Below are 20,358 nucleotides of genomic sequence, written 5' to 3' on the forward strand. Positions count from 1 at the left end.
GCCCAAGGGCATCGTCGGCATGTGGGACAGTTGGCGCGGCAACGCCAGGGCGTTGCGAGCAGCTTCGATTGCCGAGGAAGCCGGCAGCGACCCCGACGTCCCGCCGCCGGCGAAAATCGTTCGCGGCGAGGCGAGAAAGCCTGGCGACTGGTCCGCCAGCAACCCCGAACCGCAGCCGGCGGAGTGAGCGACCATGTCAAAGTCGAACACGATCCTTTATCTCGACGGCGTCTCGGTCTCCTTCGATGGCTTTCGCGCCATCAACAATCTGTCGCTGGTGCTCGACAAGGGCGAGATGCGCGCCATCATCGGCCCTAACGGCGCGGGCAAGACGACGATGATGGACATCGTCACCGGCAAGACGCGGCCCGATGAAGGCGAAGTGTTCTTCGACGGCCAAGTCGATCTGACCAAGCATGATGAGGCCGAGATCGCCATGATGGGCATCGGCCGCAAGTTTCAGAAGCCGACCGTGTTCGAAAGCCACACGATCGAGGAAAACCTGATGCTGGCGCTGAAGGGACCGCGCTCGATCTTCCCGGCGCTGTTCCATCGCCGCTCGGTCGCCGAGACGCGGCAGATCGATGACATCCTCGGCATCATCCGGCTTGGCGACAAGCGTGACGAACTGGCGGCCAATCTCAGCCATGGGCAAAAGCAGTGGCTCGAGATCGGCATGCTCCTGGCGCAGGACCCGAAACTGCTTCTGGTCGATGAGCCCGTCGCCGGCATGACCGATGCCGAGACCGAGGAAACCGCGCGGCTGCTCAAGGATATCGCCCGCGACCATTCGGTCATCGTCGTCGAGCACGACATGCATTTTGTGCGCGAGCTCGGCGTCAAGGTCACCTGTCTGCATGAAGGCTCGGTGCTGAGCGAAGGCACACTCGATTTCGTGTCGGCGGACGAGCGTGTCGTCGAAGTCTACCTGGGGAGATGAGCATGGTCTGGCGGGTGCAATTCCATCACTTCGATCTGTCGTTCCTGCGGTTCTGGAAAAGGCGCTGACATGCTCGAAGTTTCCAATGCCACGCTGCACTACGGCGCCGCCCAGGCGCTGCGCGGCGTGTCGCTGAAGGCGGGCGCTGGCAAGATCACCTGCGTGCTCGGCCGCAACGGCGTCGGCAAGACCAGTTTGATGAGATCGATCGTCGGCCACCATCGGCTGACGAGCGGAAGCGTTGCCTTCGAGGGGAAGGCGCTCGACCGGAGCGCGGCGTATGACCGCGCCCGGTCGGGCATCGCATTCGTGCCGCAGGGCAGGGAGGTCTTTCCGCTGCTCACCGTGCGGGAGAACCTGGAATCAGGCTTCGCGCCGCTGAAACGGGCCGACCGCAACATTCCGGCGCATGTCTTCGAATTGTTCCCGGTGCTGAAGCAGATGCTCGGCCGTCGCGGCGGCGATCTTTCCGGCGGCCAGCAGCAGCAGCTCGCTATCGGCAGGGCATTGGTGATGCGGCCGAAGCTGCTGGTGCTCGACGAGCCGACCGAGGGCATACAGCCGTCGATCATCAAGGACATCGGCCGCGCCATCCGCTATCTGCGCGACCAGGCCGGCATCGCCGTGCTTTTGGTCGAACAATACCTCGATTTCTGCCGCGAGCTCGCCGACGAGGTCAACATCATGGATCGTGGCGTGATCGTCCATACAGGCCCGGCTGAAGATCTGGACCGGGCTGATGTGCGGAAGTTCCTTACCGTCTAGAATCGGCGGTGAACTTTAGTTGGCGATCCGAAGTTCTTGGCAAGTTCAATATTTCTCCATCCGATCATCTGCGTCTCTGGCACGCCGAGCATCGCGTGCTAGTCTTTTCCTTGGCTTTGTGAGTCGGCCGCTTCCGTATCAGTCTGGTTATCGCAGATCGAGGAGCACGGCCAATGCCGGGCAAGTTTCACGCAAGCAAGGCTGCCTAGCTTCCCTCCTGCGATCTCTGTCGTTCAAACGCGTTTGGGCACACAGGCTAAGGGACAGCCATGGAACGTTACGTCGAGGATTACCAGAAGCGGCGGCTTATCGAACGTGTCGATATCATCGCTGCCATCAACATCTTGAGATCACAGGGCTGCGACTACGACGATCTGATCGAGGAGATCACCAAGGTCTTCTATGTGGATCTGGATGCATTCAATGAAATCGTGATGGCGGCCTAAAGCAATACGGGGAAAAGTGTGAGGCGCTTTCCCCGGAGAATTGCATCAGACAGCTCGCCGTTTCTTGAAACGGTGAAACGCTCTGGAAGTCGCATCGCTCGTCGTGATCGTGCTGGCACAAATGCGCGATCAGCCTGCGCGCCTGAACGGAGAGGCGGTGACGCGGTTGCGGCCACTGCGCTTGGCGTCGTAGAGCGCCTTGTCGGCGGCGTTGAGCACCTTGTCGAAGCCGAGGCCTTCCTTGGTGCCGAAAGCAAATCCGGCACTGACCGTGCATATCAGCGAACCCGTCTCGGTTTCTATGCACTGCGCGGCGAAAGCTGCCCGTATGGCCTCGGCGGTGGCCTCCACCGTTTCGGGCAAGGTCCGCTTCAGCACCAGCGCGAATTCCTCGCCGCCCATACGCGCGGCGACGTCGGCCGGGCGGAGATTGCCGGCGAGTTCCCGTGCGAACACCTTCAGCACCTCATCGCCGGCGGCGTGGCCGAATTCGTCGTTGATGGCCTTGAAGTTGTCGAGATCGAAGACGACCACCGCTGTGAAGGCGCCGACCGGCGCATCGCCGTGCAGGTCGAACAGGGCGCGGCGGTTGAGCAGGCCGGTCAGCGGGTCAGTCAGGGCATTGTGGCGGTGGTGCCGGGCCAGGCGTCCCTGGTTCAGGGCCAGGGAAAGCGCCCCGATCCCGGTCATGCTGGCGATGACGATGATGAGGCTCAGTTCCTCGGCCCAGTTGCTTGGCGCATGTCCAAGGACCAGCTTTCCATCCAGGGCTAAAACCATGGCGCAGAGAGCGAAGGATGCGGCCGTGGCAGAATAGAGCGCGGTGATACCGATCGTCAGGGCAGGGGCTTCGTCGCGGCCTTTCCAGTATTCGACCGCCGTTGCGAACAGAAGCAAGGCGGCGAAGGCATTTTCGAACATGAAGCCCAGCCCGTCATAGCCCAGAGCCATGGGAGGCAACGTCACGGCCAGCGAAATGGCGCTGCCAAGCACCGTTCGCGGCACTGGCGAGCCGCCGGTTCTGAACTGGTAGGCCGCGCCCAGCATTGTCGAGAAACCGAGCAGGAGGAAAGCCAGCGTGGCGATGCCGAGCAGGCGCCCGGGCATTTCGATATAGGCGTCATAGACGAAAATATCGCCGACCACGAACACCAGGCTGGTCGCCCATGTCAGCAGGAACTTTTCCGAGCGAGCGGTCAGCCACATGCCAAACAATGTCAGGCTCAGGCAGGCAGCGGAAAAACCGACAGCCAACAGAAGTGAAGTGTAGTCGAGCGACATGCCCCTCGTCCTTGCCCGCGGCGGCCCAGATCTGCGACTGGTTTAGCTGGATTCATGCAGCAAGGAGGTATCGATAAGGTTACGACGGTAGCGAAGATGCCATGATTCCGCTGCGTCAGGGCACCGGCTGACCTTGGCCCACCCGCTTCATCAGTGCCATGGCGCCGAAGGGCGCGCGCACCTTGCCCTCGGTGATGAAGTAGACGAACACGTCGCGCGGCTTGACCGGCGCATCGGTCGAAGGATCAGCACGTCGGAGATCGCCCGGCACCTTACCTTCCGCCCAGGTCTTTACCCGCGCGGCCCATTCATCGAGGCCCTTCTGCGTGTAACAGTCGGGATTGTCGTCGCTACCGGTCTGCAGCCGGGCATAGACGAAATCGGCGGTGACGTCGGCGATATCTGGATATTTGGCATGGTCGGCGTAGACGATCGCGGCCTTGTATTTTCGGGCAAGTGCTGCGAACTCCGGCACGACAAAACTGTCGTTGCGGACTTCGAGCGCATGGCGCAGCGCAACGCCGTCCTGCTTTTCCGGCAGCAGTTTCAGGAAGGCTTCGAAATCGTCCGGATCGAATTTCTTGGTCGGCGCGAACTGCCACAGGATCGGCCCGAGCTTTTCACCAAGTGCCGCAACGCCCGAGCCAAGGAAACGCATCATCGATTCACCGGCCTCGCCCAGCACGCGCCGGTTGGTGACGAAGCGGTTGCCCTTCAGCGAATAGACAAAGCCCTCCGGCGCCTCGCTGGCCCATTTGACGAAGGTCGGCTCCTTGAAGCTGGAATAGTAAGTGCCGTTGACCTCGATGCTCGGCACCTGCCGAGTGGCGTAGTTCAGCTGCTTGGCCTTGGAAAGCTTATCGGGATAGAAGGACTTGTCCCAAGGCTCGAAGGTCCAGCCGCCCATGCCGGCGCGGATTGTTCCCGATGATTTGGTCACCATTTTTCTCCGTGTCGCTTGCCAATGGTTTCGGTTGTTAGCTTGTGTGGGGTCTTTGAAACCGGTCTCCGGCTAAACCGCACTATCGGCTGGCCAATCGCCGGACCCGTGCAGGACATTTATCGCCATCGTCCCCAGGTTTTGCATACCAGTAACGTCGGAGACATCGAGCCTATCTCCGGAAACGATCAGGAAGCCGCCCGGGGCATGATTGCCGGGTCTCAGTATCGGCGGGATCGCTTCGATGCGCCCGAGGCGGAGAGAGCTCACGGAGCCAGGGCACAAGCCGGCGCGATAATGCACCAGGAGATCAGGCAGATCCGCGGCCCGTGAGCCTGCATGCTGGCTAGCCGCCCTGTCAATCATTGCGACAACGGGTTGTCCGGTCTGATCGTCCCTCAGTTCCATCAGCAGGGTTTCTACCAGATCGAGTATTCTTGACCGTTCCGCGTCGACTTGACCGTCCTTGAAAGCCACAGCCGGATTGATACGAAAAGCGGTGCAGTTCTCGTTGTAGGGCAGCATTTCGCAAAGCGGCCACCAGCGCCGGTCTTCAAGCTTCACGACATGCCGCACAAACCGCGTCCAGCGCGACTCGCCAAGTATCCGATTTGCCCGGTTGACGACCTCCGGCATCAGGTGAGCAAGGGAAGCGTTCGGCTGCATCGCGGTCGTCGAGAAGACAATGATCTGAGTGCCGGAGCCGGCCGCCGCCGCGAGATCACCGATAGCTCCGTCAATGTCGCCTAGAATCGTCTCGATTGGTGTGCCGAGCCGTTCGTTGCGGCTCGGATCGAACTCCGGATCAACCTCGTTGACGAGGTCCCAAAGCGAATGGCCGGCGCAGTGCGCTTCCTTGAACCCGACGATAAACAGATCCCATGCATCGCTGCCAAGATAGTGCAGAGCGGCGGCACGTTTCTTGGCGACTGCAACGCGCAAATTGGCAAGGACGTCGGCCGCCTCTGCGTCGTCCAATGGGCCGTCATGATCACATTGGCTCGGCGGCGCTGCGCCAAAGCGCGCAACAACCTCGCCTGCAAGGGCCGCCGGATAGCTCTTTGGCTCCTGGAAATAACGTCCATGCACAAGCCAGTCGGCCAAATGGATGCCGTTGAGCTGCCTTGGGAGGCGGCATTTCGGAATGTCGAACACGCCGATTCTAAGGCTCGGCGCTGTCTCCCAAAACGTTTCGCGGTCAACCTCATCGGTGCAGATCATGCCGAACCTGCCGCTGCGAAGCCGCTGCAGATAGTGATAGCGTCCATGTTCACCCATACCGGCCGCGTATTGGAATGAGGCCCACAGGGTGTCATCCGTGGCTCCCGCATGCGCGGTGAGATATTTGACCCTCCCACGTGCGCGCAGCGATGTGAGGTTGGGGAGCAGGCCGTTTTGGCTCAACCTGTCGACCAGACTCCCGTCCGCACCGTCGAGTGCCACCATGAGAATCCGTGCGGTCACGCTGTTCCCCAAGGGCCAAGGGCTCCAACGTCCGGTTGCCGGTGCCGAAGTGAATTCGTTGCGGATTGCTCACAATCGTCCTCCCGAATTCACAGTGGATCAGGCCGGCGAAGCCTTGTCGACGACTTTTGCCATGTCGACGAGCACCCATCCTGGCCGGTCGGGATTGGGCCGGCGACCCGTTTCGTGGAAACCATAGGCCAGATAGAGCGCGATGTTCCGCTCCATCCTGGCGTTGGTGTAGAGCCGGACCTCGGGCAGGCCCCACAGGCGTGTCTGTTTGTCGGCGTGTTTGAGCAAGGTGATCCCGAAGCCCTTTCCCTGAAAATCAGGGGAGACCGCGACGGAGAAGATCATCGCGTGATCGTCGTGCCGTTCCAGTGTGAGCACTCCGGCAATTTCGCCGCCGCTCTCCAACACCCACACCTCGCCGCCCTCAATACGCGGCGCATAGTCCTCGGTGACGGGGATCGGCGGTGCGCCTAACATTGCAGTGTAAGGCGCATAGGCTGTTTCCGTCAGCGAGACGACGGTTTGGAGATCACCGGCAAGCGCTCTTCTGACTGTCATTCAAAAGCTCTCCAGGCGCCAACCGGTCCGATCACTCCGCCGCTTCGCGCTTGCCTCCGGGGCGGCGCTCCAGCAGTTCCTTGAGGAACTGGCCGGTGTAGCTGCGCTTTTCGCGCACGATCGCTTCCGGCGTGCCGGAGGCGACCAGTTCGCCGCCGCCGTCGCCGCCTTCGGGGCCGAGATCGAGCACCCAGTCGGCGGTCTTGATCACCTCGAGATTGTGCTCGATGACCACCACCGTGTTGCCTTGGTCGACCAGTTCGTGCAGCACTTCCAACAGCTTGGCAACGTCGTGGAAATGCAGGCCGGTGGTCGGCTCGTCGAGGATGTAGAGCGTCTTGCCGGTCGCCTTGCGCGACAGCTCCTTGGCCAGCTTGATGCGCTGCGCCTCGCCGCCGGACAGCGTCGTCGCCTGCTGGCCGATATGGATGTAGCCGAGGCCGACCTGCTTCAGCGTATCGAGCTTGTCGCGCACGCCGGGCACGGCGGCGAAGAAGTCGACACCTTCCTCGACCGTCATGTCGAGCACGTCGGCGATCGACTTGCCCTTGAACACGACGTCGAGCGTCTCTCTGTTATAGCGTTTTCCGTGACAGACGTCGCAAGTGACGTAGACGTCGGGCAAAAAGTGCATCTCGATCTTGATGACGCCGTCGCCCTGGCAGGCCTCACAGCGGCCGCCCTTGACGTTGAAGGAGAAGCGTCCCGGCTGGTAGCCGCGCGCCTTGGCTTCCGGCAGGCCGGCGAACCAGTCGCGGATCGGCGTGAAGGCGCCGGTATAGGTGGCGGGATTCGAACGCGGCGTGCGACCGATCGGCGACTGGTCGATGTCGATGACCTTGTCGAGGAATTCGAGGCCCTCGATGCGGTCGTGGTCGGCCGGATGTTCGCGCGAGCCCATGATGCGCCGCGAGGCGGCCTTGAACAGCGTCTCGATGAGGAAGGTCGATTTGCCGCCGCCGGACACGCCGGTGACGGCGGTGAAGGTGCCGAGCGGTATTTCGGCGGTGACGTTCTTCAGATTATTGCCGCGCGCTCCGACGATCTTGAGGCGGCGGTTCTTCTTCGCCTCGCGCCGCACGCCGGGCGTCGCCACTTCGAGCGCGCCCGACAGATATTTGCCGGTGATCGAATTGGGATTGGCCATGACCTGCTGCGGCGTGCCCTGGGCGATGATCTCGCCGCCATGGATGCCGGCGGCCGGGCCCATGTCGACGACATAGTCGGCATGCAGGATTGCGTCTTCGTCATGCTCGACGACGATCACCGTGTTGCCGATGTCGCGCAGGTGCTTCAGCGTATCGAGCAGGCGCGCATTGTCGCGCTGATGCAGGCCGATCGACGGCTCGTCCAGCACATAGAGCACGCCGGTGAGGCCGGAGCCGATCTGCGACGCCAGCCGGATGCGCTGGCTCTCGCCGCCCGACAGCGTGCCGGAATTGCGCGACAGCGTCAGGTAGTCGAGCCCGACATCGTTGAGGAAGCGCAGCCGCTCGCGGATCTCCTTGAGCACCCGCACCGCGATCTCGTTCTGCTTGTCGTTGAGCGACGCCGGCAGGTCAGTGAACCACTGGTCGGCCTTGCGAATGGAAAGCTCGGTGACTTCGCCGATGTGCCTGCCGGCAATCTTCACCGCCAGCGACTCGGGCTTCAGCCGATAGCCCTTGCAGGCCGGGCAGGGCGTCGCCGACATGAAGCGCTCGATCTCTTCACGCATCCAGGCGGATTCGGTCTCTTTCCAGCGCCGCTCCAGATTGGGAATGACGCCTTCAAAGGTCTTGGTGGTCTTGTAGGAGCGCAGGCCGTCATCATACTGGAAGGTGATCTCGCGCTCGCCGGTGCCGCGCAGGATGGCTTCCTTGGCCTCTTCGGACAAATCCTTGAACTTGTCGCCGAGCTTGAAGCCATAGGCCTTGCCCAGCGCTTCAAGCGTCTGCGCGTAATAGGGCGAGGTCGACTTCGCCCACGGGCTGACGGCGCCGTCGCGCAGCGAGATGTTTTCGTCCGGCACAATCAGATTGCCGTCGATGGCGCGCTGGCTGCCGAGACCGTCGCAGGTCGGGCAGGCGCCGAACGGGTTGTTGAACGAGAACAGCCGCGGTTCGATTTCCGGAATGGTGAAGCCGGACACCGGGCAAGCGAACTTTTCCGAGAACAGGATGCGCTCATGCGTCTCGTTCTTCGATTTGTTGACGGAATCCTCGCCGGTCTGGCTGGAATCCAGCGGCTTGTCGGCGAATTCGGCCACGGCAAGCCCATCGGCCAGCTTCAGCGCCGTTTCGATGGAATCGGCAAGCCGTGTTGCCAGATCGCCGCGCACGACAATGCGGTCGACGACGACATCGAGGTCATGCTTGTACTTCTTGTCCAACGCCGGCACGTCGGCGATTTCGTAGAAGACGCCATCAACCTTGACGCGCTGAAAGCCCTTCTTCTGCAGTTCCAAGAGTTCCTTGCGGTACTCGCCTTTGCGGCCGCGCACCATCGGCGCCAGGATGAACAGGCGCGTGCCTTCCTCGACTGCCAGCACGCGGTCGACCATCTGCGAAACCGTCTGGCTTTCGATCGGCAGGCCGGTGGCCGGCGAATAGGGGATGCCGACGCGCGCAAAAAGCAGGCGCATATAGTCGTAGATCTCGGTGACGGTGCCGACCGTCGAACGCGGGTTCTTCGAGGTGGTCTTCTGCTCGATGGAGATGGCGGGCGACAGGCCGTCGATCTGGTCGACGTCAGGCTTCTGCATCATTTCGAGGAATTGCCGCGCATAGGCCGACAGGCTTTCGACGTAGCGGCGCTGGCCCTCGGCATAGATCGTGTCGAAGGCAAGCGACGACTTGCCGGACCCCGACAGGCCGGTCATGACAATCAGGCTGTCACGCGGCAGGTCGAGATCGACATTCTTCAGATTGTGTTCGCGCGCCCCGCGAATGGAAAGATATTTATGGTCGGCCATAGCCGGTCGCCGCCTCAGAATCTGGAATTTCCTGGAATGGCAGGTTTTCCCGGCCATCCCCTATGTAGGTAGTTTTGCCGCCACGTCGAGAGACGCCACAATTCCCGACCAAAGCGTTTAACCGTCTTTCGCGTGAACGGGCAAGCGGAAAGAACAAAGGCCGAACATGCTCCTGACAAAGCTGTGCAAAAACTGACCTGCACGTAACCTCCTAGCGATCACATTTTTCGGTAACCGGCTATTGACGGTTGACGCGACGGACCCAGGGGCGCAGTCTCCAGCAGTCAACGAAGCCGGCCGTCTTTCGATGGCCTCGCCGCCCAGAGGCGGCCTGCGAGACGCCGCAGGCATTTGCGATTTGTGCTTCGAATTGACAACAATCGCAACGGACAGAGGAGCGGAGCTATGACGCCACCGGATCGTCCCCCAGGGTTCCAGTTGTCACTGGAGCCGAGGCAGGCATAAGTGCCAGGGTTCAGCGTTTTCGCCAGCCGGCAAACCGTGACCTGCCATCTCTCGTAAAAATCAGAGACTGCTAGTCGGATCGTCGGCTGAATGCCGCGGTGCATCCGAAATCAAACGCCGGCAGTACACTCCCGGTAAAATTGGATTTGAGATCCAAAAAGGCCCCGTCCGTTTGCCCAAGGCACGGCGGGGCCGTTTTATTTGGGGACTGTCTCGTTGACGATAGGCGCAACGCAGCACGCATTGTCAGTGACGCGGCGGCCCGATCGAGCCGGCACCGACATCGACGGTGATGCTGCCGGAAATCCTGACATCCGTATCGCCGATCTTGAACTGACCGTAGCCGTTGCCGGGAAACGCGTCATCGGGTTCGGGCTTGGGAGCCGGCGTGGCGATGCGGTAGCCACCGGACACGCCGGGCAGGGCGCTTTTTTGCGTCGACGGCGAACTGTTCTCGGCAAGCGCCGCGCCGCTGATGAAGCCCGCAATGGCGAGCGCAGCAACGGCGATGATGCGGTGCAATGATCTGGACGAATGAGTGTCGGTCATCCCAAGACTATAGTGGCGCGCCGCCGATGGAACCAGACCGGCATCGTCAAATCTTCGACAGCCGGCCGGACTCCAATCCGGCCCTGGCTTCAAGCCGCCTTTTTTCGCGTGTCGAAAACATGGTCGACGATGCCCCATGCCTGGGCCTCGCGGGCGGTCATGAAGTGGTCGCGGTCCAGCGTGCGCTCGACCTCTTCATAGCTGCGGCCGCAATGCTGCGCGTAGAGTTCGGCCATGTGCCGTTTCGTCCTGCCGATGCGCTCGGCATGACGCTGGATGTCGGAGGCCTGGCCCTGGAACCCGCCCAGCGGTTGATGCAGCAGGATGGTGGCGTTCGGCAGGGAAATCCGACGTCCCGGTGTGCCTGCCATCAGCAGGAACGAGCCCATCGATGCGGCAAAACCCATGCATACGGTCGACACCGGGCAGCTGATATACTGCATCGTGTCGTAGATGGCGAAGCCGCTGGTCACCACTCCGCCCGGCGAGTTGATGTAGAGCGAGACCTCCTTATCGGGATTGTCCGATTCCAGCGATAGCAGCTGCGCGCAGACCAGCGCCGAGATGTCATCGTTGATCTCGCCGTTGATGAAGATGATACGCTCACGCAGCAGCCGCGAAAAGATGTCGAAGGCGCGTTCGCCGCGGCTCGATTGCTCGATGACCATGGGCACCAGACTGGCAACACCGCTCATTTTTCTTCTCCGATTTTCGTATTATGCCGCGCGCAGAAGGCGCGGTGCGTTCGCGGCGATGGGCTTTCCGCCTGCGCGCAAACCGAGCGAAAGCCGGCAGCCGGCGCCTGCCATGGCGACAGCAGGCATGGCCTTGCGGGCAAAGCCGTCATGGACGACACGCAGATGCGTGCCGCCGGAAACGGTTCGGGCAAGTGTGAAGGTGACGGTACTGTCGAGCGGATCCTGCCTGACTGCGTCGCCCGGCTGCTCCCGCCAGGAATAGCGCAGCAGCTTCTCGGGTTCGGCGTCGAGGATTTCGCATTCGATCGGCGCGCCCGTCCCGGCGAAGGCAAAACGGTTGCCGATCTCGGGTCTCATGTCGTTCGGCATCATCCAGGCGGCGAGCAGCTCCGGTACGGTCAGGGCCCGCCACACCTTTTCCGGCGGCTCGGCAAGGTCGTACTCGAACTCGAGCGCATCCGTGGCGTCGCTTTGGCTCTCGTTGGTCGTCGATCCCGCCTTCTTCATTGATCCATGTCCTTCAAAACCGCCTTCAGCCTTTCGATGCGCTCCGGCCAGAAGGTCCGGTAGCGTTCGATCCAGGAGAGCAAGGGGGCGAGCCCCTGCGGATCGGCGCGGTAGAACGCGTTACGGCCCGCACGCCGCTCGACCACCAGGCCTGCGCCACGCAGCACCGCCAGATGCTGCGACACCGCCGGTTGCGACACCGTCATGCCGGTGCGCAATTCCGACACGCTCATCTCGCCGGCGGCCAGCCGCTCAAAGACGGCACGGCGCGTCGGGTCGGCCAGTGCGCGAAAAATCTCTGCTTCGATCATGCCAAAAGCATAAGTGCATACTTATTGATTTGGCAAGCGGTCTTTTCAAACCCATATGAACGGCTCCGGCATTGCTGCCATTCCTTGACAATAAGTAGCGATGCGGATAAGAACGAAAAGGGAACAAAAACCTTGTGGGTAAAGGCAGCCATGGCAAGCGGCGATCGCCTGCAGCCTGTAAGGTGCTGCGACAAAAATTTGTTTCGGATGAGCGCGGAGAAATATCATGGCGGGTAGCGTCAACAAGGTCATTCTGGTCGGCAATCTCGGCGCGGATCCCGAAATCCGTCGCCTGAATTCTGGTGAGCCGGTCGTCAACATCCGCATCGCCACATCGGAAAGCTGGCGCGACAAGAATTCCGGCGAGCGCAAGGAAAAAACCGAGTGGCACAACGTCGTCATCTTCAATGAGGGCATCGCCAAGGTGGCGGAGCAGTATCTGAAGAAGGGCATGAAGGTCTATGTCGAGGGCCAGTTGCAGACGCGCAAATGGCAGGACCAGACCGGCGCCGACAAGTACACGACGGAAGTCGTTCTGCAGAAATTCCGCGGTGAGCTGCAGATGCTCGACGCGCGCGGACAGGGTGAAGGCGGCCAGGTTGGCGGCTACGCCGGCGGCGGCAGCAGCCGTGGTTCCGATTTTGGCCAGTCCAGCCCAAGCGAAGGCTTCAATCGCGGTGGTGGCGGTGCCAAGAGCGGCGGCGGTGGCGGTTCGTCGCGCGAACTGGACGACGAGATTCCGTTCTGATCGCAACAGCAGATGTTATTTTTGGCTTAAGTCAAACATTGCGCCCCGAGAGTCCTTCATGGACTTTCGGGGTTTTGCATTGTCGAACTGAACGCTGACATGGCGATCAACGAAATATGGCGAAGGACGAGTTCGATGAAAGCACGCGTAAAATGGGTCGAGGAACGCACCTTCGTCGGTGAATCCGGCAGCGGCCACAATGTCGTGCTCGGAACCAAGGGCCGGGCACTCTCCAGCGACAAGGTGAAACGGGCAATCGACCTCTCGATAGAAAAATATTGCTCGGCCTCAGCGATGCTTGCCAAGACCGCCACGATTACCCACGATTTCGAGGTCATCGACACGACGGCGAAATAGGACCGCCTTCGGGATTCTCGTCGCGTCGGCCGTTCAGCCCGCCATCAGCGCCTTGATGCCGTCGGCGACGAACTGCACGGCCAGTGCCGCCAGGATGACGCCGAGCAGACGAGTCAGGATCGAGCGGCCGGTCTGGCCGAGAATGCGGTCTATGCGTTCCGACAGGACGAACACCAGATAGGTGATGGCGAGGCAGACGAAGATGATGCCGACCAGTGCCGCCTGCGCGGCAAAGCCTTGAAACGAGCCGGAAAGCAGCACTGTTGCCGAAATGGCACCGGGGCCGGCGATCAGCGGGATCGCCAGCGGGAAGGCGGCGATGTTGTGGATCATGTCCTTGGTGATGGCGACGTCGCCGATCTTTTCCTTGCGGTCCTGCCGGCGCTCAAACACCATTTCGAAGGCGATGAAGAACAGCAGGAAGCCGCCGGCGACGCGGAAAGCCGGCAGCGTGATGCCGAACACCGACAGGATCGAGGCGCCGGCAACCGCAAACAGCGCCATCACAAGGAAGCCGATGATCGAGGCGCGGACGGAAACCTGCTGGCGCTCCTCGCGGTTCATGCCGCGTGTGACGGCGAGGAACAGCGGCGCCAGGCCGGGCGGATCGATGGTCACGAGAATGGTGACGAAGGCGTTGAACAGGCTGTCGAAACTCGGCATCTCTGACCCTCCCACCGGGCCGTGCCCGTACCAGAATATTGGTAGAGCAAAGCCCGTTCGGTGGGAACCGTTCGTGAGAAAGTGGTTGATGCGGGACAGAGGGGGGCGCGAAGGATCGCGACGCTTTTATTCCGTGCTGCTGCAATCCTCGGTATCAAACCACTCGGCGGCGCGCCAGGAACTCGACTTCCAGCCGCCATGTCGCGCCATTGTCGTGCGAGCGCTCACCCAGCCATCGGAAGGAGTTTTCGGTGATGCGGGAAAAACTCCAGCGCACCGATGAACCGGTGCCGTCGGCGCCCACTTGCACGATCGTGTCACCCTCGGCGCGGCCGAGCTGGCGGCTGAAATACTGGTTGCGCGGGTCGCTCCAGAAGATGTGCCAGGCATCCGCGCCGGGATCATAGACGCGCAGCGTCGTGCCATAAAAAGTCCATTTGCCGAGCGAAGGCTGGGAGCCAGTGTCCCGCGCGGGCAGGATCCAGACGTCCTGGATCGCCCGGCCTTCCAGCACCCAGCCGAAATGCACCTCGCCACGCCCGGTCAGCACCGTGCCGTCCTCGAGGTGGCGCGAGGCGTCAAACATCCAGGCGCCGACGAAGCGGCCGTAAAGGCCCAGTTTTTCGGCAAGCCCTTCGATCGGTCCGGGGTTATGCAGGGCTTCGGCAAACGAAGATTGATCGAACATGGTTGTGGCCTCTTCTTGTCAGGAGACTGGGAGGAGTAGGCCCAGACGGGGTTCTGGGCTTGGGAAAAATTGCTATATTCCGGTCATGACAGCGACCACGCATACACTCGCATCCGGAGCCGGCTGGCATGTGACGGATGTGATCTGCACGGCTAGCGCCGGCGACCGGCCGTTCGAGGAAGCGCATCAGGATTTCTGCGTCGCTGCGGTCACCAGCGGCACGTTTCGCTACTGCGCCCAACAAGGCACGGCGATGCTGGCGCCCGGCGCGCTCCTGCTCGGCAATCCCGGCACATGTTACGAATGCGGGCACGAGCATGGCAGCGGCGACCGTTGCCTTTCGTTCCATTTCAGGCCGTCCTACATGGAACGGATCGCGGCTGGCGTGCCGGGCGCCAGGAAACTGGCCTTCGAGACGGCGCGCCTGCCGCCTTCGCCGGTCCTGGCGCCACTCCTGGCCGAGGCGGAAACCGCGCGCGAGACGGCCGACATCGACGCCTTCGAGGAACTTTCCCTGCGCATGGCCGGTGCAGCCGTGGCTACAGCCTCTGGCGCTACGCGTGTCAGGCGCGCACCAAGCCGCCGCGATCAGAAGCGGGTGGCTGAGGCAGTGCGGCGGATCGAATTGGACGCCGACGGACCGGTCTCGTTCACAGAGCTTGCCAGTGAAACAGCGACCAGCCCGTATCATTTCCTGCGTATCTTCCGACAAGTCGCGGGCATGACGCCCTACCAATTCCTGCTCAAGACCCGGCTGCACAGGGCCGCGGTGCGGCTGCGCATGTCCAACGATGCGGTCTCGGCTATCGCTTTCGACGCTGGCTTCAACGATCTGTCGACCTTCAATCGTCGTTTTCGACGGATCATGGGGGAGACGCCGGGCCAGTATCGCAGCCGCCGTGGGGCATGGGCCGTTTCTGCTTCGTGAATCGGCCCCGTGCCCGCAAAGGCAGACACGCAGGCTTTTGCGTCGGGGCGGCGAAAACCGCCTTGGCCATATCGTCGCAATCACTGGTATCCATTTGAAATTACCACCGAAATGACACTGGAAAAGTGCCGTGAAGGTTGGAGTTTCGGGCTTGCTTCCTATATAAGCCTCAAGTGATTCCTGATTAGATTGTGATCCGATTTGACCGACCAGAAGACACCGCGCGGCGCCGATGGCGGCCCCACCGGCATTGAGCCGATATCCATCGTCGAGGAGATGCAGCGCTCCTATCTCGATTACGCCATGAGCGTGATCGTCAGCCGTGCGCTGCCGGACGTGCGCGACGGCCTGAAGCCGGTGCATCGCCGCATTCTCTTCGCCGCCCATGAGAGCGGCTACCACTGGAACCGCAAATATGTGAAGTCGGCGCGTCCTGTCGCCGACGTGATGGGTAAGTACCATCCGCATGGCGACGCCTCCATCTATGACGCCTTAGTGCGCATGGCACAGGACTGGTCGCTGCGCGTTCCGTTGATCGACGGACAGGGCAATTTCGGCTCCATCGACGGCGATCCGCCGGCGGCGATGCGCTATACGGAAGCGCGGCTGACCAAGGTCGCGCACGAGCTTTTGGAGGATATCGACAAGGACACTGTCGATTTCCAGGACACGTACGATGCGTCGGGCAGCGAACCGAAGGTTCTGCCCGCACGGTTTCCCAACCTTCTGGTCAACGGCTCGGGCGGCATCGCCGTCGGCATGGCGACCAACATCCCGCCGCACAATCTCAGCGAAATCTGCAACGGCGCCATCGCCCTCATCGACAATCCGGCGATCGACCTGCCGGCGTTGATGGAGATCATTCCGGGACCGGATTTCCCGACCGGCGGCATCGTGCTTGGCCGTTCGGGCATCTACAACGCCTATTCGACCGGCCGCGGCTCCATCGTCATGCGCGGCAAGGTCAACATCGAACAGCGCGGCAACGACCGCGAGTCGATCATCATCACCGAGGTTCCCTACCAGGTGAACAAGTCGTCGATGATCGAGAAGATGGCTGAACTGGTGCGCGACAAGCGCATCGAGGGCATTTCCGATATCCGCGACGAGAGCGACCGCCAGGGCTACCGCGTCGTTATCGAGTTGAAGCGCGACGCCGTTGCCGACGTCATCCTCAACCAGCTTTATCGCTTCACGCCGCTGCAGACCTCTTTCGGCGCCAATATGGTGGCACTGAATGGTGGCAAGCCGGAAGTGATGAACCTGACCGATATGCTGAAGGCGTTCGTCGCCTTCCGCGAGGAGGTGATCACAAGGCGGACGAAATTCCTGCTGCGCAAGGCGCGCGACCGCGCCCATGTGCTGGTCGGTCTCGCCATCGCCGTCGCCAATATCGACGAGGTCATCAAGCTGATCCGCACCGCGCCGGATCCGCAGACGGCGCGTGAGCAGTTGATGGAGCGGCGCTGGCCCTCTGGCGACGTGGAATCTCTGATCCTCCTGATCGATGACCCGCGTCACCGGATCAATGAAGACGGCACCTACAATCTGTCCGAGGAACAGGCGCGCGCCATCCTCGAGCTGCGCCTGCAGCGCCTGACCGCGCTCGGCCGCGACGAGATCGCCGACGAGTTGAACACGATCGGCGCCGAAATCATCGATTATCTGGACATTTTGTCGTCCCGCGCGCGCGTCCAGCAGATCGTCAAGGACGAGCTTGCCGCCGTGCGCGACGAGTTCGGCACGCCGCGCCGCACCGAGCTTACCGACGGTGGCTCGGACATGGAAGACGAGGATCTGATCCAGCGCGAAGACATGGTCGTGACGGTGAGCCATTCCGGCTACATCAAGCGCGTGCCGCTGTCGCTCTACCGGGCGCAGCGTCGCGGCGGCAAGGGCCGTTCCGGCATGTCGACCAAGGAAGAGGATTTCGTCACCCGGCTGTTCGTGGCCAACACCCATACGCCGGTGCTGTTCTTCTCCTCGCGCGGCATCGTCTACAAGGAAAAGGTCTGGCGGCTGCCGATCGGCAATCCGCAGTCACGCGGCAAGGCGCTGATCAACATGCTGCCGCTGGAGCAGGGCGAGCGCATCACCACCATCATGCCGCTGCCGGAGGACGAGGCCAGTTGGGGCGAACTCTACGTGATGTTCGCCACCACGCGCGGCACCGTGCGCCGCAACGATCTATCCGACTTCGTTCAGGTCAACCGCAACGGCAAGATCGCCATGAAGCTGGAGGAAGAAGGCGACGAGATCCTCGGCGTCGAGACCTGCACCGACAAGGACGACGTGCTGCTGACCGCCAGTTCCGGCCAGTGCATACGCTTCTCCGTCGGCGACGTGCGCGTCTTCCAGAGCCGCAATTCGGTCGGTGTGCGCGGCATAACCATGGCCGAGACCGACCGCATCATCTCGATGTCGGTGATAGAGCATGTCGATGCTTCGCCGGCGGAACGCGCCGCTTACCTGAAGCGCGCGGCAGCAGAGCGGCGTCTTGCCACGGAAACGGCCGGCGAAGAGGAAGAGATCGCGCTGACCAATGAGGAGATCGGCGAGGAGACGGAGCTTTCCGACAGCCGATACGAAGAGCTCAAGGCGCACGAACAATACGTGCTGACGGTGACTGAATTCGGCTACGGCAAGCGTTCGTCGTCCTATGATTTCCGGCTGACTGGACGCGGCGGCAAAGGCATCCGCGCCACCGACGTGTCGAAGGCAGCCGAGATTGGCAGGCTGGTGGCGACGTTCCCGGTCGGCAATGACGACCAGATCATGCTGGTGTCGGACGGCGGCACCGTCATCCGGGTGCCGGTCAACGGCATTCGTTTCGCCAGCCGCGCCACCAAGGGCGTGACCATCTTCAACACGGCTGAAGGCGAAAAGGTGGTTTCGGTCGAGCGGATCTCTGAACCGCAAGCGGACGAGGAAAGCGAAGAGACGGTCGAGGGCGGGGTCGATGCCGCTGCGGGGCCTGACGCCGGTCCGGAGGGTGCGGATTAAGTCCGGCACCCAGGTTTTGACATAGCAACGCCGGCCAGTTGGCCGGCGCGGCAGCAAGTTCAGGCTTTATCAGTAGTGGCGATATGGCTTGCGCGGGCCGAAGCCTTCGAAGCGCTTGGTGTTTGCCTTGACGCGGATGCGTTGTGCCTCCTGATGCAACCCAAATACGGTGGCGATCAGCATGGCGACGGTCATTGCGGTGGCGAGCATGTAGATCAGCATGTGCGTGTTCTCCTGCGCCTAACAACGGTTAGATGGGGTTTTGGTTTCATCTTATTAAGGTGCAACCTAGTGAACGCTGAGTGAAGGCTTCGTGATCAGCGTGTTCATCTGTCGTTCATGTGCCGGAAAAGGTTCACGGCCGGCGCGCCGATCGGATTTGCCTTTGCGTGAGAGGCTCGTTAGAAGCACCTGCCATGACTGAACGCATCGCCCTCTATGCCGGCTCTTTCGACCCGCTGACCAACGGCCATCTCGATGTGCTGAAGGCCTCGCTGGCCGTGGCCGACATCGTCTATGCGGCGATCGGCATCCATCCGGGCAAGCAACCGCTGTTTTCCTTCGAGGAGCGGGTGAAGCTGATCGAGACGGCGACGAAGGCGGAATTTGGCAGCGACGGCGCCCGTATCAAGGTCGTCGCCTTCGACGGGCTGGTCATCGACGCGGCCAGGAAGCACGGCGCCTCGATCATGATCCGCGGCCTGCGCGACGGCACCGACCTCGACTATGAGATGCAGATGGCCGGCATGAACGAGACCATGGCGCCTGAGCTGCAGACGGTTTTTCTGCCCGCCAGTCCTTCGGTACGCACCATTACCGCCACACTTGTTCGCCAGATTGCCTCGATGGGAGGCGACATCCGCCCCTTCGTGCCGGCGGCGGTTGCCGGTGCGCTCACCGCAAAATTCGCGAAATAAGATCCGGGAGATAGATATGCAGCTGAAAAAGCTTGCCTCGTTCCTCATTGTGCTTGCGGGTCTCGTGACCTCGTCTGTTTCGGCCTTCGCCGCCGACCCGGAAAACACCATGATCGTCACGCTGAAGGACGGCGACGTCACCATTGCGCTGAGGCCCGATTTGGCGCCAAAGCATGTCGAGCAGATCAAGAAGCTGGTGCGCCAGGGCGCCTATGACAACGTCGCCTTCCACCGCGTCATAGACGGCTTCATGGCGCAGACCGGCGACGTCAAGTTCGGCAACATCAAGAAGGGTTTTAGCGCTCAGGCCGTCGGCACCGGCGGTTCCGATCTGCCCGACCTGCCGGCCGAATTCTCGCAGACCGAACACTACAAGCGCGGCGTGGTCGGCATGGCCCGCTCGCAGGACCCCAACTCCGCCAATTCGCAGTTCTTCATCATGTTCGCGCCGGCGCCGCCGCTCGATGGCCAGTACACCATCGTCGGCAATGTCGTCAGCGGCATGGAACTGGTGGATCACATCAAGAAGGGCGACCAGGCGGACAATGGCACGGTCTCCGATCCCGACCAGATGATCAAGGTGCGCATCGCCGCAGACAAGTAAAATTGTCAAATAACTCTGTTTTCTCAAAAGGATATCTGACATGGCCGAAATCAAGGACCGCGAGAACGCGCTCATCATGGAAACGACCAAGGGCAAGGTCGTCATCGAACTTTTCCCCGAGCTGGCGCCCGGCCATGTCGCCCGCATCAAGGAACTGGCCAGGGAAGGCGCCTATGACGGCGTGGTTTTCCACCGCGTCATCGAAGGCTTCATGGCGCAGACCGGCGACGTCAAGTTCGGCAATTCCAGCAAGCCTTCCTTCGCGCCGTCCCGCGCGGGCATGGGCGGCTCTGAAAAGCCGGATTTAAAGGCCGAATTTTCCAACGCCAACCATGCTCGCGGCACCTGCTCGATGGCCCGCTCGCAGAACCCGAACTCGGCCAATTCGCAGTTCTTCATCTGCTTCGACGATGCCGCCTTCCTCAACCGCCAGTACACGGTCTGGGGCCAAGTCATCGAAGGCATGGACAATGTCGACAAGATCAAGCGCGGCGAGCCGGTGCAGGATCCCGACAAGATCGTGTCGCTGAAGGTCGCGGCCGACGTCAAGTAAGGGCAAAC

At 61.7% G+C, this 20,358-nt stretch carries 22 protein-coding genes and 1 pseudogene; 11 read left to right on the forward strand and 12 right to left on the reverse strand.

The features are described 5' to 3' along the window. From EN943_RS01775 to EN943_RS01790, 4 genes and pseudogenes are all read left to right on the forward strand, one after another. Positions 1-187: pseudogene (locus EN943_RS01775) on the forward strand (urea ABC transporter permease subunit UrtC); the annotation flags it as partial. Between the two features lie 6 nt (positions 188-193). Continuing rightward, positions 194-940, forward strand: coding sequence for an urea ABC transporter ATP-binding protein UrtD (gene urtD, locus EN943_RS01780; RefSeq protein WP_127411274.1), 747 nt, complete (start codon positions 194-196; stop codon positions 938-940). Positions 941-1,009: 69 nt separating this feature from the next. Beyond that, positions 1,010-1,705 carry an urea ABC transporter ATP-binding subunit UrtE gene (urtE, locus tag EN943_RS01785; RefSeq protein ID WP_023813006.1) on the forward strand — a complete coding sequence of 232 codons (696 nt, stop codon included), beginning with the start codon at positions 1,010-1,012 and terminating at the stop codon, positions 1,703-1,705. Between the two features lie 269 nt (positions 1,706-1,974). Next, positions 1,975-2,151: a hypothetical protein gene (locus tag EN943_RS01790; RefSeq protein ID WP_127411275.1), complete on the forward strand. Its 177-nt coding sequence runs from the start codon at positions 1,975-1,977 to the stop codon at positions 2,149-2,151. Positions 2,152-2,280: 129 nt separating this feature from the next. Here EN943_RS01790 and EN943_RS01795 read toward each other — a convergent pair whose 3' ends face one another. The 9 genes from EN943_RS01795 to EN943_RS01835 form a co-directional block, all read right to left on the reverse strand. After that, positions 2,281-3,432: a GGDEF domain-containing protein gene (locus tag EN943_RS01795; protein WP_127411276.1), complete on the reverse strand. Its 1,152-nt coding sequence runs from the start codon at positions 3,430-3,432 to the stop codon at positions 2,281-2,283. 115 nt (positions 3,433-3,547) lie between these two features. Then, positions 3,548-4,339 carry a DUF72 domain-containing protein gene (locus EN943_RS01800; protein WP_245475564.1) on the reverse strand — a complete coding sequence of 264 codons (792 nt, stop codon included), beginning with the start codon at positions 4,337-4,339 and terminating at the stop codon, positions 3,548-3,550. 105 nt (positions 4,340-4,444) lie between these two features. After that, positions 4,445-5,836 (reverse strand): glycosyl hydrolase family 79 C-terminal domain-containing protein, encoded by a 1,392-nt coding sequence (locus EN943_RS01805; RefSeq protein ID WP_127411278.1) that lies wholly within the window; start codon positions 5,834-5,836, stop codon positions 4,445-4,447. Between the two features lie 99 nt (positions 5,837-5,935). Beyond that, positions 5,936-6,406, reverse strand: coding sequence for a GNAT family N-acetyltransferase (locus EN943_RS01810; protein ID WP_127411279.1), 471 nt, complete (start codon positions 6,404-6,406; stop codon positions 5,936-5,938). 31 nt (positions 6,407-6,437) lie between these two features. After that, a complete protein-coding gene (gene uvrA / locus EN943_RS01815; protein ID WP_127411280.1) occupies positions 6,438-9,359 on the reverse strand; it encodes an excinuclease ABC subunit UvrA in 2,922 nt (973 codons plus the stop codon). Between the two features lie 711 nt (positions 9,360-10,070). Next, positions 10,071-10,373 carry a hypothetical protein gene (locus tag EN943_RS01820; RefSeq protein ID WP_127411281.1) on the reverse strand — a complete coding sequence of 101 codons (303 nt, stop codon included), beginning with the start codon at positions 10,371-10,373 and terminating at the stop codon, positions 10,071-10,073. A gap of 89 nt (positions 10,374-10,462) precedes the next feature. Continuing rightward, on the reverse strand, positions 10,463-11,068 hold the full coding sequence (locus tag EN943_RS01825; protein WP_127411282.1) for an ATP-dependent Clp protease proteolytic subunit: 606 nt from the start codon (positions 11,066-11,068) through the stop codon (positions 10,463-10,465). A 21-nt stretch (positions 11,069-11,089) separates the two neighbouring features. Next, positions 11,090-11,578, reverse strand: coding sequence for an SRPBCC domain-containing protein (locus EN943_RS01830; protein ID WP_127411283.1), 489 nt, complete (start codon positions 11,576-11,578; stop codon positions 11,090-11,092). Beyond that, on the reverse strand, positions 11,575-11,889 hold the full coding sequence (locus EN943_RS01835; protein WP_056582312.1) for a metalloregulator ArsR/SmtB family transcription factor: 315 nt from the start codon (positions 11,887-11,889) through the stop codon (positions 11,575-11,577). The genes EN943_RS01830 and EN943_RS01835 overlap by 4 nt, the downstream gene beginning before the upstream one ends. A 226-nt stretch (positions 11,890-12,115) precedes the next feature. Between EN943_RS01835 and EN943_RS01840 the strand changes: the two genes are divergently transcribed. Together EN943_RS01840 and EN943_RS01845 are read left to right on the forward strand one after the other, a co-directional pair. Beyond that, positions 12,116-12,637 (forward strand): single-stranded DNA-binding protein, encoded by a 522-nt coding sequence (locus EN943_RS01840; RefSeq protein ID WP_024503512.1) that lies wholly within the window; start codon positions 12,116-12,118, stop codon positions 12,635-12,637. Between the two features lie 135 nt (positions 12,638-12,772). Then, on the forward strand, positions 12,773-12,994 hold the full coding sequence (locus EN943_RS01845) for a hypothetical protein (RefSeq protein WP_127411284.1): 222 nt from the start codon (positions 12,773-12,775) through the stop codon (positions 12,992-12,994). A gap of 33 nt (positions 12,995-13,027) precedes the next feature. On the opposite strand, the gene EN943_RS01850 is transcribed toward EN943_RS01845, so the two are convergent. Together EN943_RS01850 and EN943_RS01855 are read right to left on the reverse strand one after the other, a co-directional pair. Next, entirely contained in the window at positions 13,028-13,657 is a 630-nt protein-coding gene (locus EN943_RS01850; RefSeq protein ID WP_023670949.1) for a MarC family protein, read from the reverse strand. A gap of 154 nt (positions 13,658-13,811) precedes the next feature. After that, positions 13,812-14,345, reverse strand: coding sequence for a hypothetical protein (locus EN943_RS01855; protein WP_127411285.1), 534 nt, complete (start codon positions 14,343-14,345; stop codon positions 13,812-13,814). An 85-nt stretch (positions 14,346-14,430) separates the two neighbouring features. Here EN943_RS01855 and EN943_RS01860 point away from each other — a divergent pair, with 85 nt between their 5' ends. Both EN943_RS01860 and gyrA read left to right on the forward strand, forming a co-directional pair. Further along, positions 14,431-15,273 (forward strand): AraC family transcriptional regulator, encoded by an 843-nt coding sequence (locus EN943_RS01860; protein WP_127411286.1) that lies wholly within the window; start codon positions 14,431-14,433, stop codon positions 15,271-15,273. Between the two features lie 201 nt (positions 15,274-15,474). Continuing rightward, positions 15,475-18,276, forward strand: a complete 2,802-nt coding sequence (gyrA, locus tag EN943_RS01865) for a DNA gyrase subunit A (protein ID WP_127411287.1) — start codon at positions 15,475-15,477, stop codon at positions 18,274-18,276. 69 nt (positions 18,277-18,345) lie between these two features. On the opposite strand, the gene EN943_RS01870 is transcribed toward gyrA, so the two are convergent. Further along, positions 18,346-18,498, reverse strand: coding sequence for a hypothetical protein (locus EN943_RS01870; protein ID WP_081714296.1), 153 nt, complete (start codon positions 18,496-18,498; stop codon positions 18,346-18,348). A 194-nt stretch (positions 18,499-18,692) separates the two neighbouring features. Here EN943_RS01870 and coaD point away from each other — a divergent pair, with 194 nt between their 5' ends. The 3 genes from coaD to EN943_RS01885 are packed head-to-tail and all read left to right on the forward strand — an operon-like array spanning position 18,693 to position 20,350. Further along, positions 18,693-19,193, forward strand: a complete 501-nt coding sequence (gene coaD, locus EN943_RS01875) for a pantetheine-phosphate adenylyltransferase (RefSeq protein WP_127411288.1) — start codon at positions 18,693-18,695, stop codon at positions 19,191-19,193. 16 nt (positions 19,194-19,209) lie between these two features. After that, on the forward strand, positions 19,210-19,797 hold the full coding sequence (locus EN943_RS01880) for a peptidylprolyl isomerase (protein WP_127411289.1): 588 nt from the start codon (positions 19,210-19,212) through the stop codon (positions 19,795-19,797). Positions 19,798-19,837: 40 nt separating this feature from the next. Further along, positions 19,838-20,350 carry a peptidylprolyl isomerase gene (locus tag EN943_RS01885; protein ID WP_127411290.1) on the forward strand — a complete coding sequence of 171 codons (513 nt, stop codon included), beginning with the start codon at positions 19,838-19,840 and terminating at the stop codon, positions 20,348-20,350. Positions 20,351-20,358 lie beyond the last annotated feature (8 nt).

The organism is Mesorhizobium sp. M7A.F.Ca.US.006.01.1.1, assembly GCF_003997935.1.
Taxonomy (GTDB): Bacteria; Pseudomonadota; Alphaproteobacteria; order Rhizobiales; family Rhizobiaceae; genus Mesorhizobium.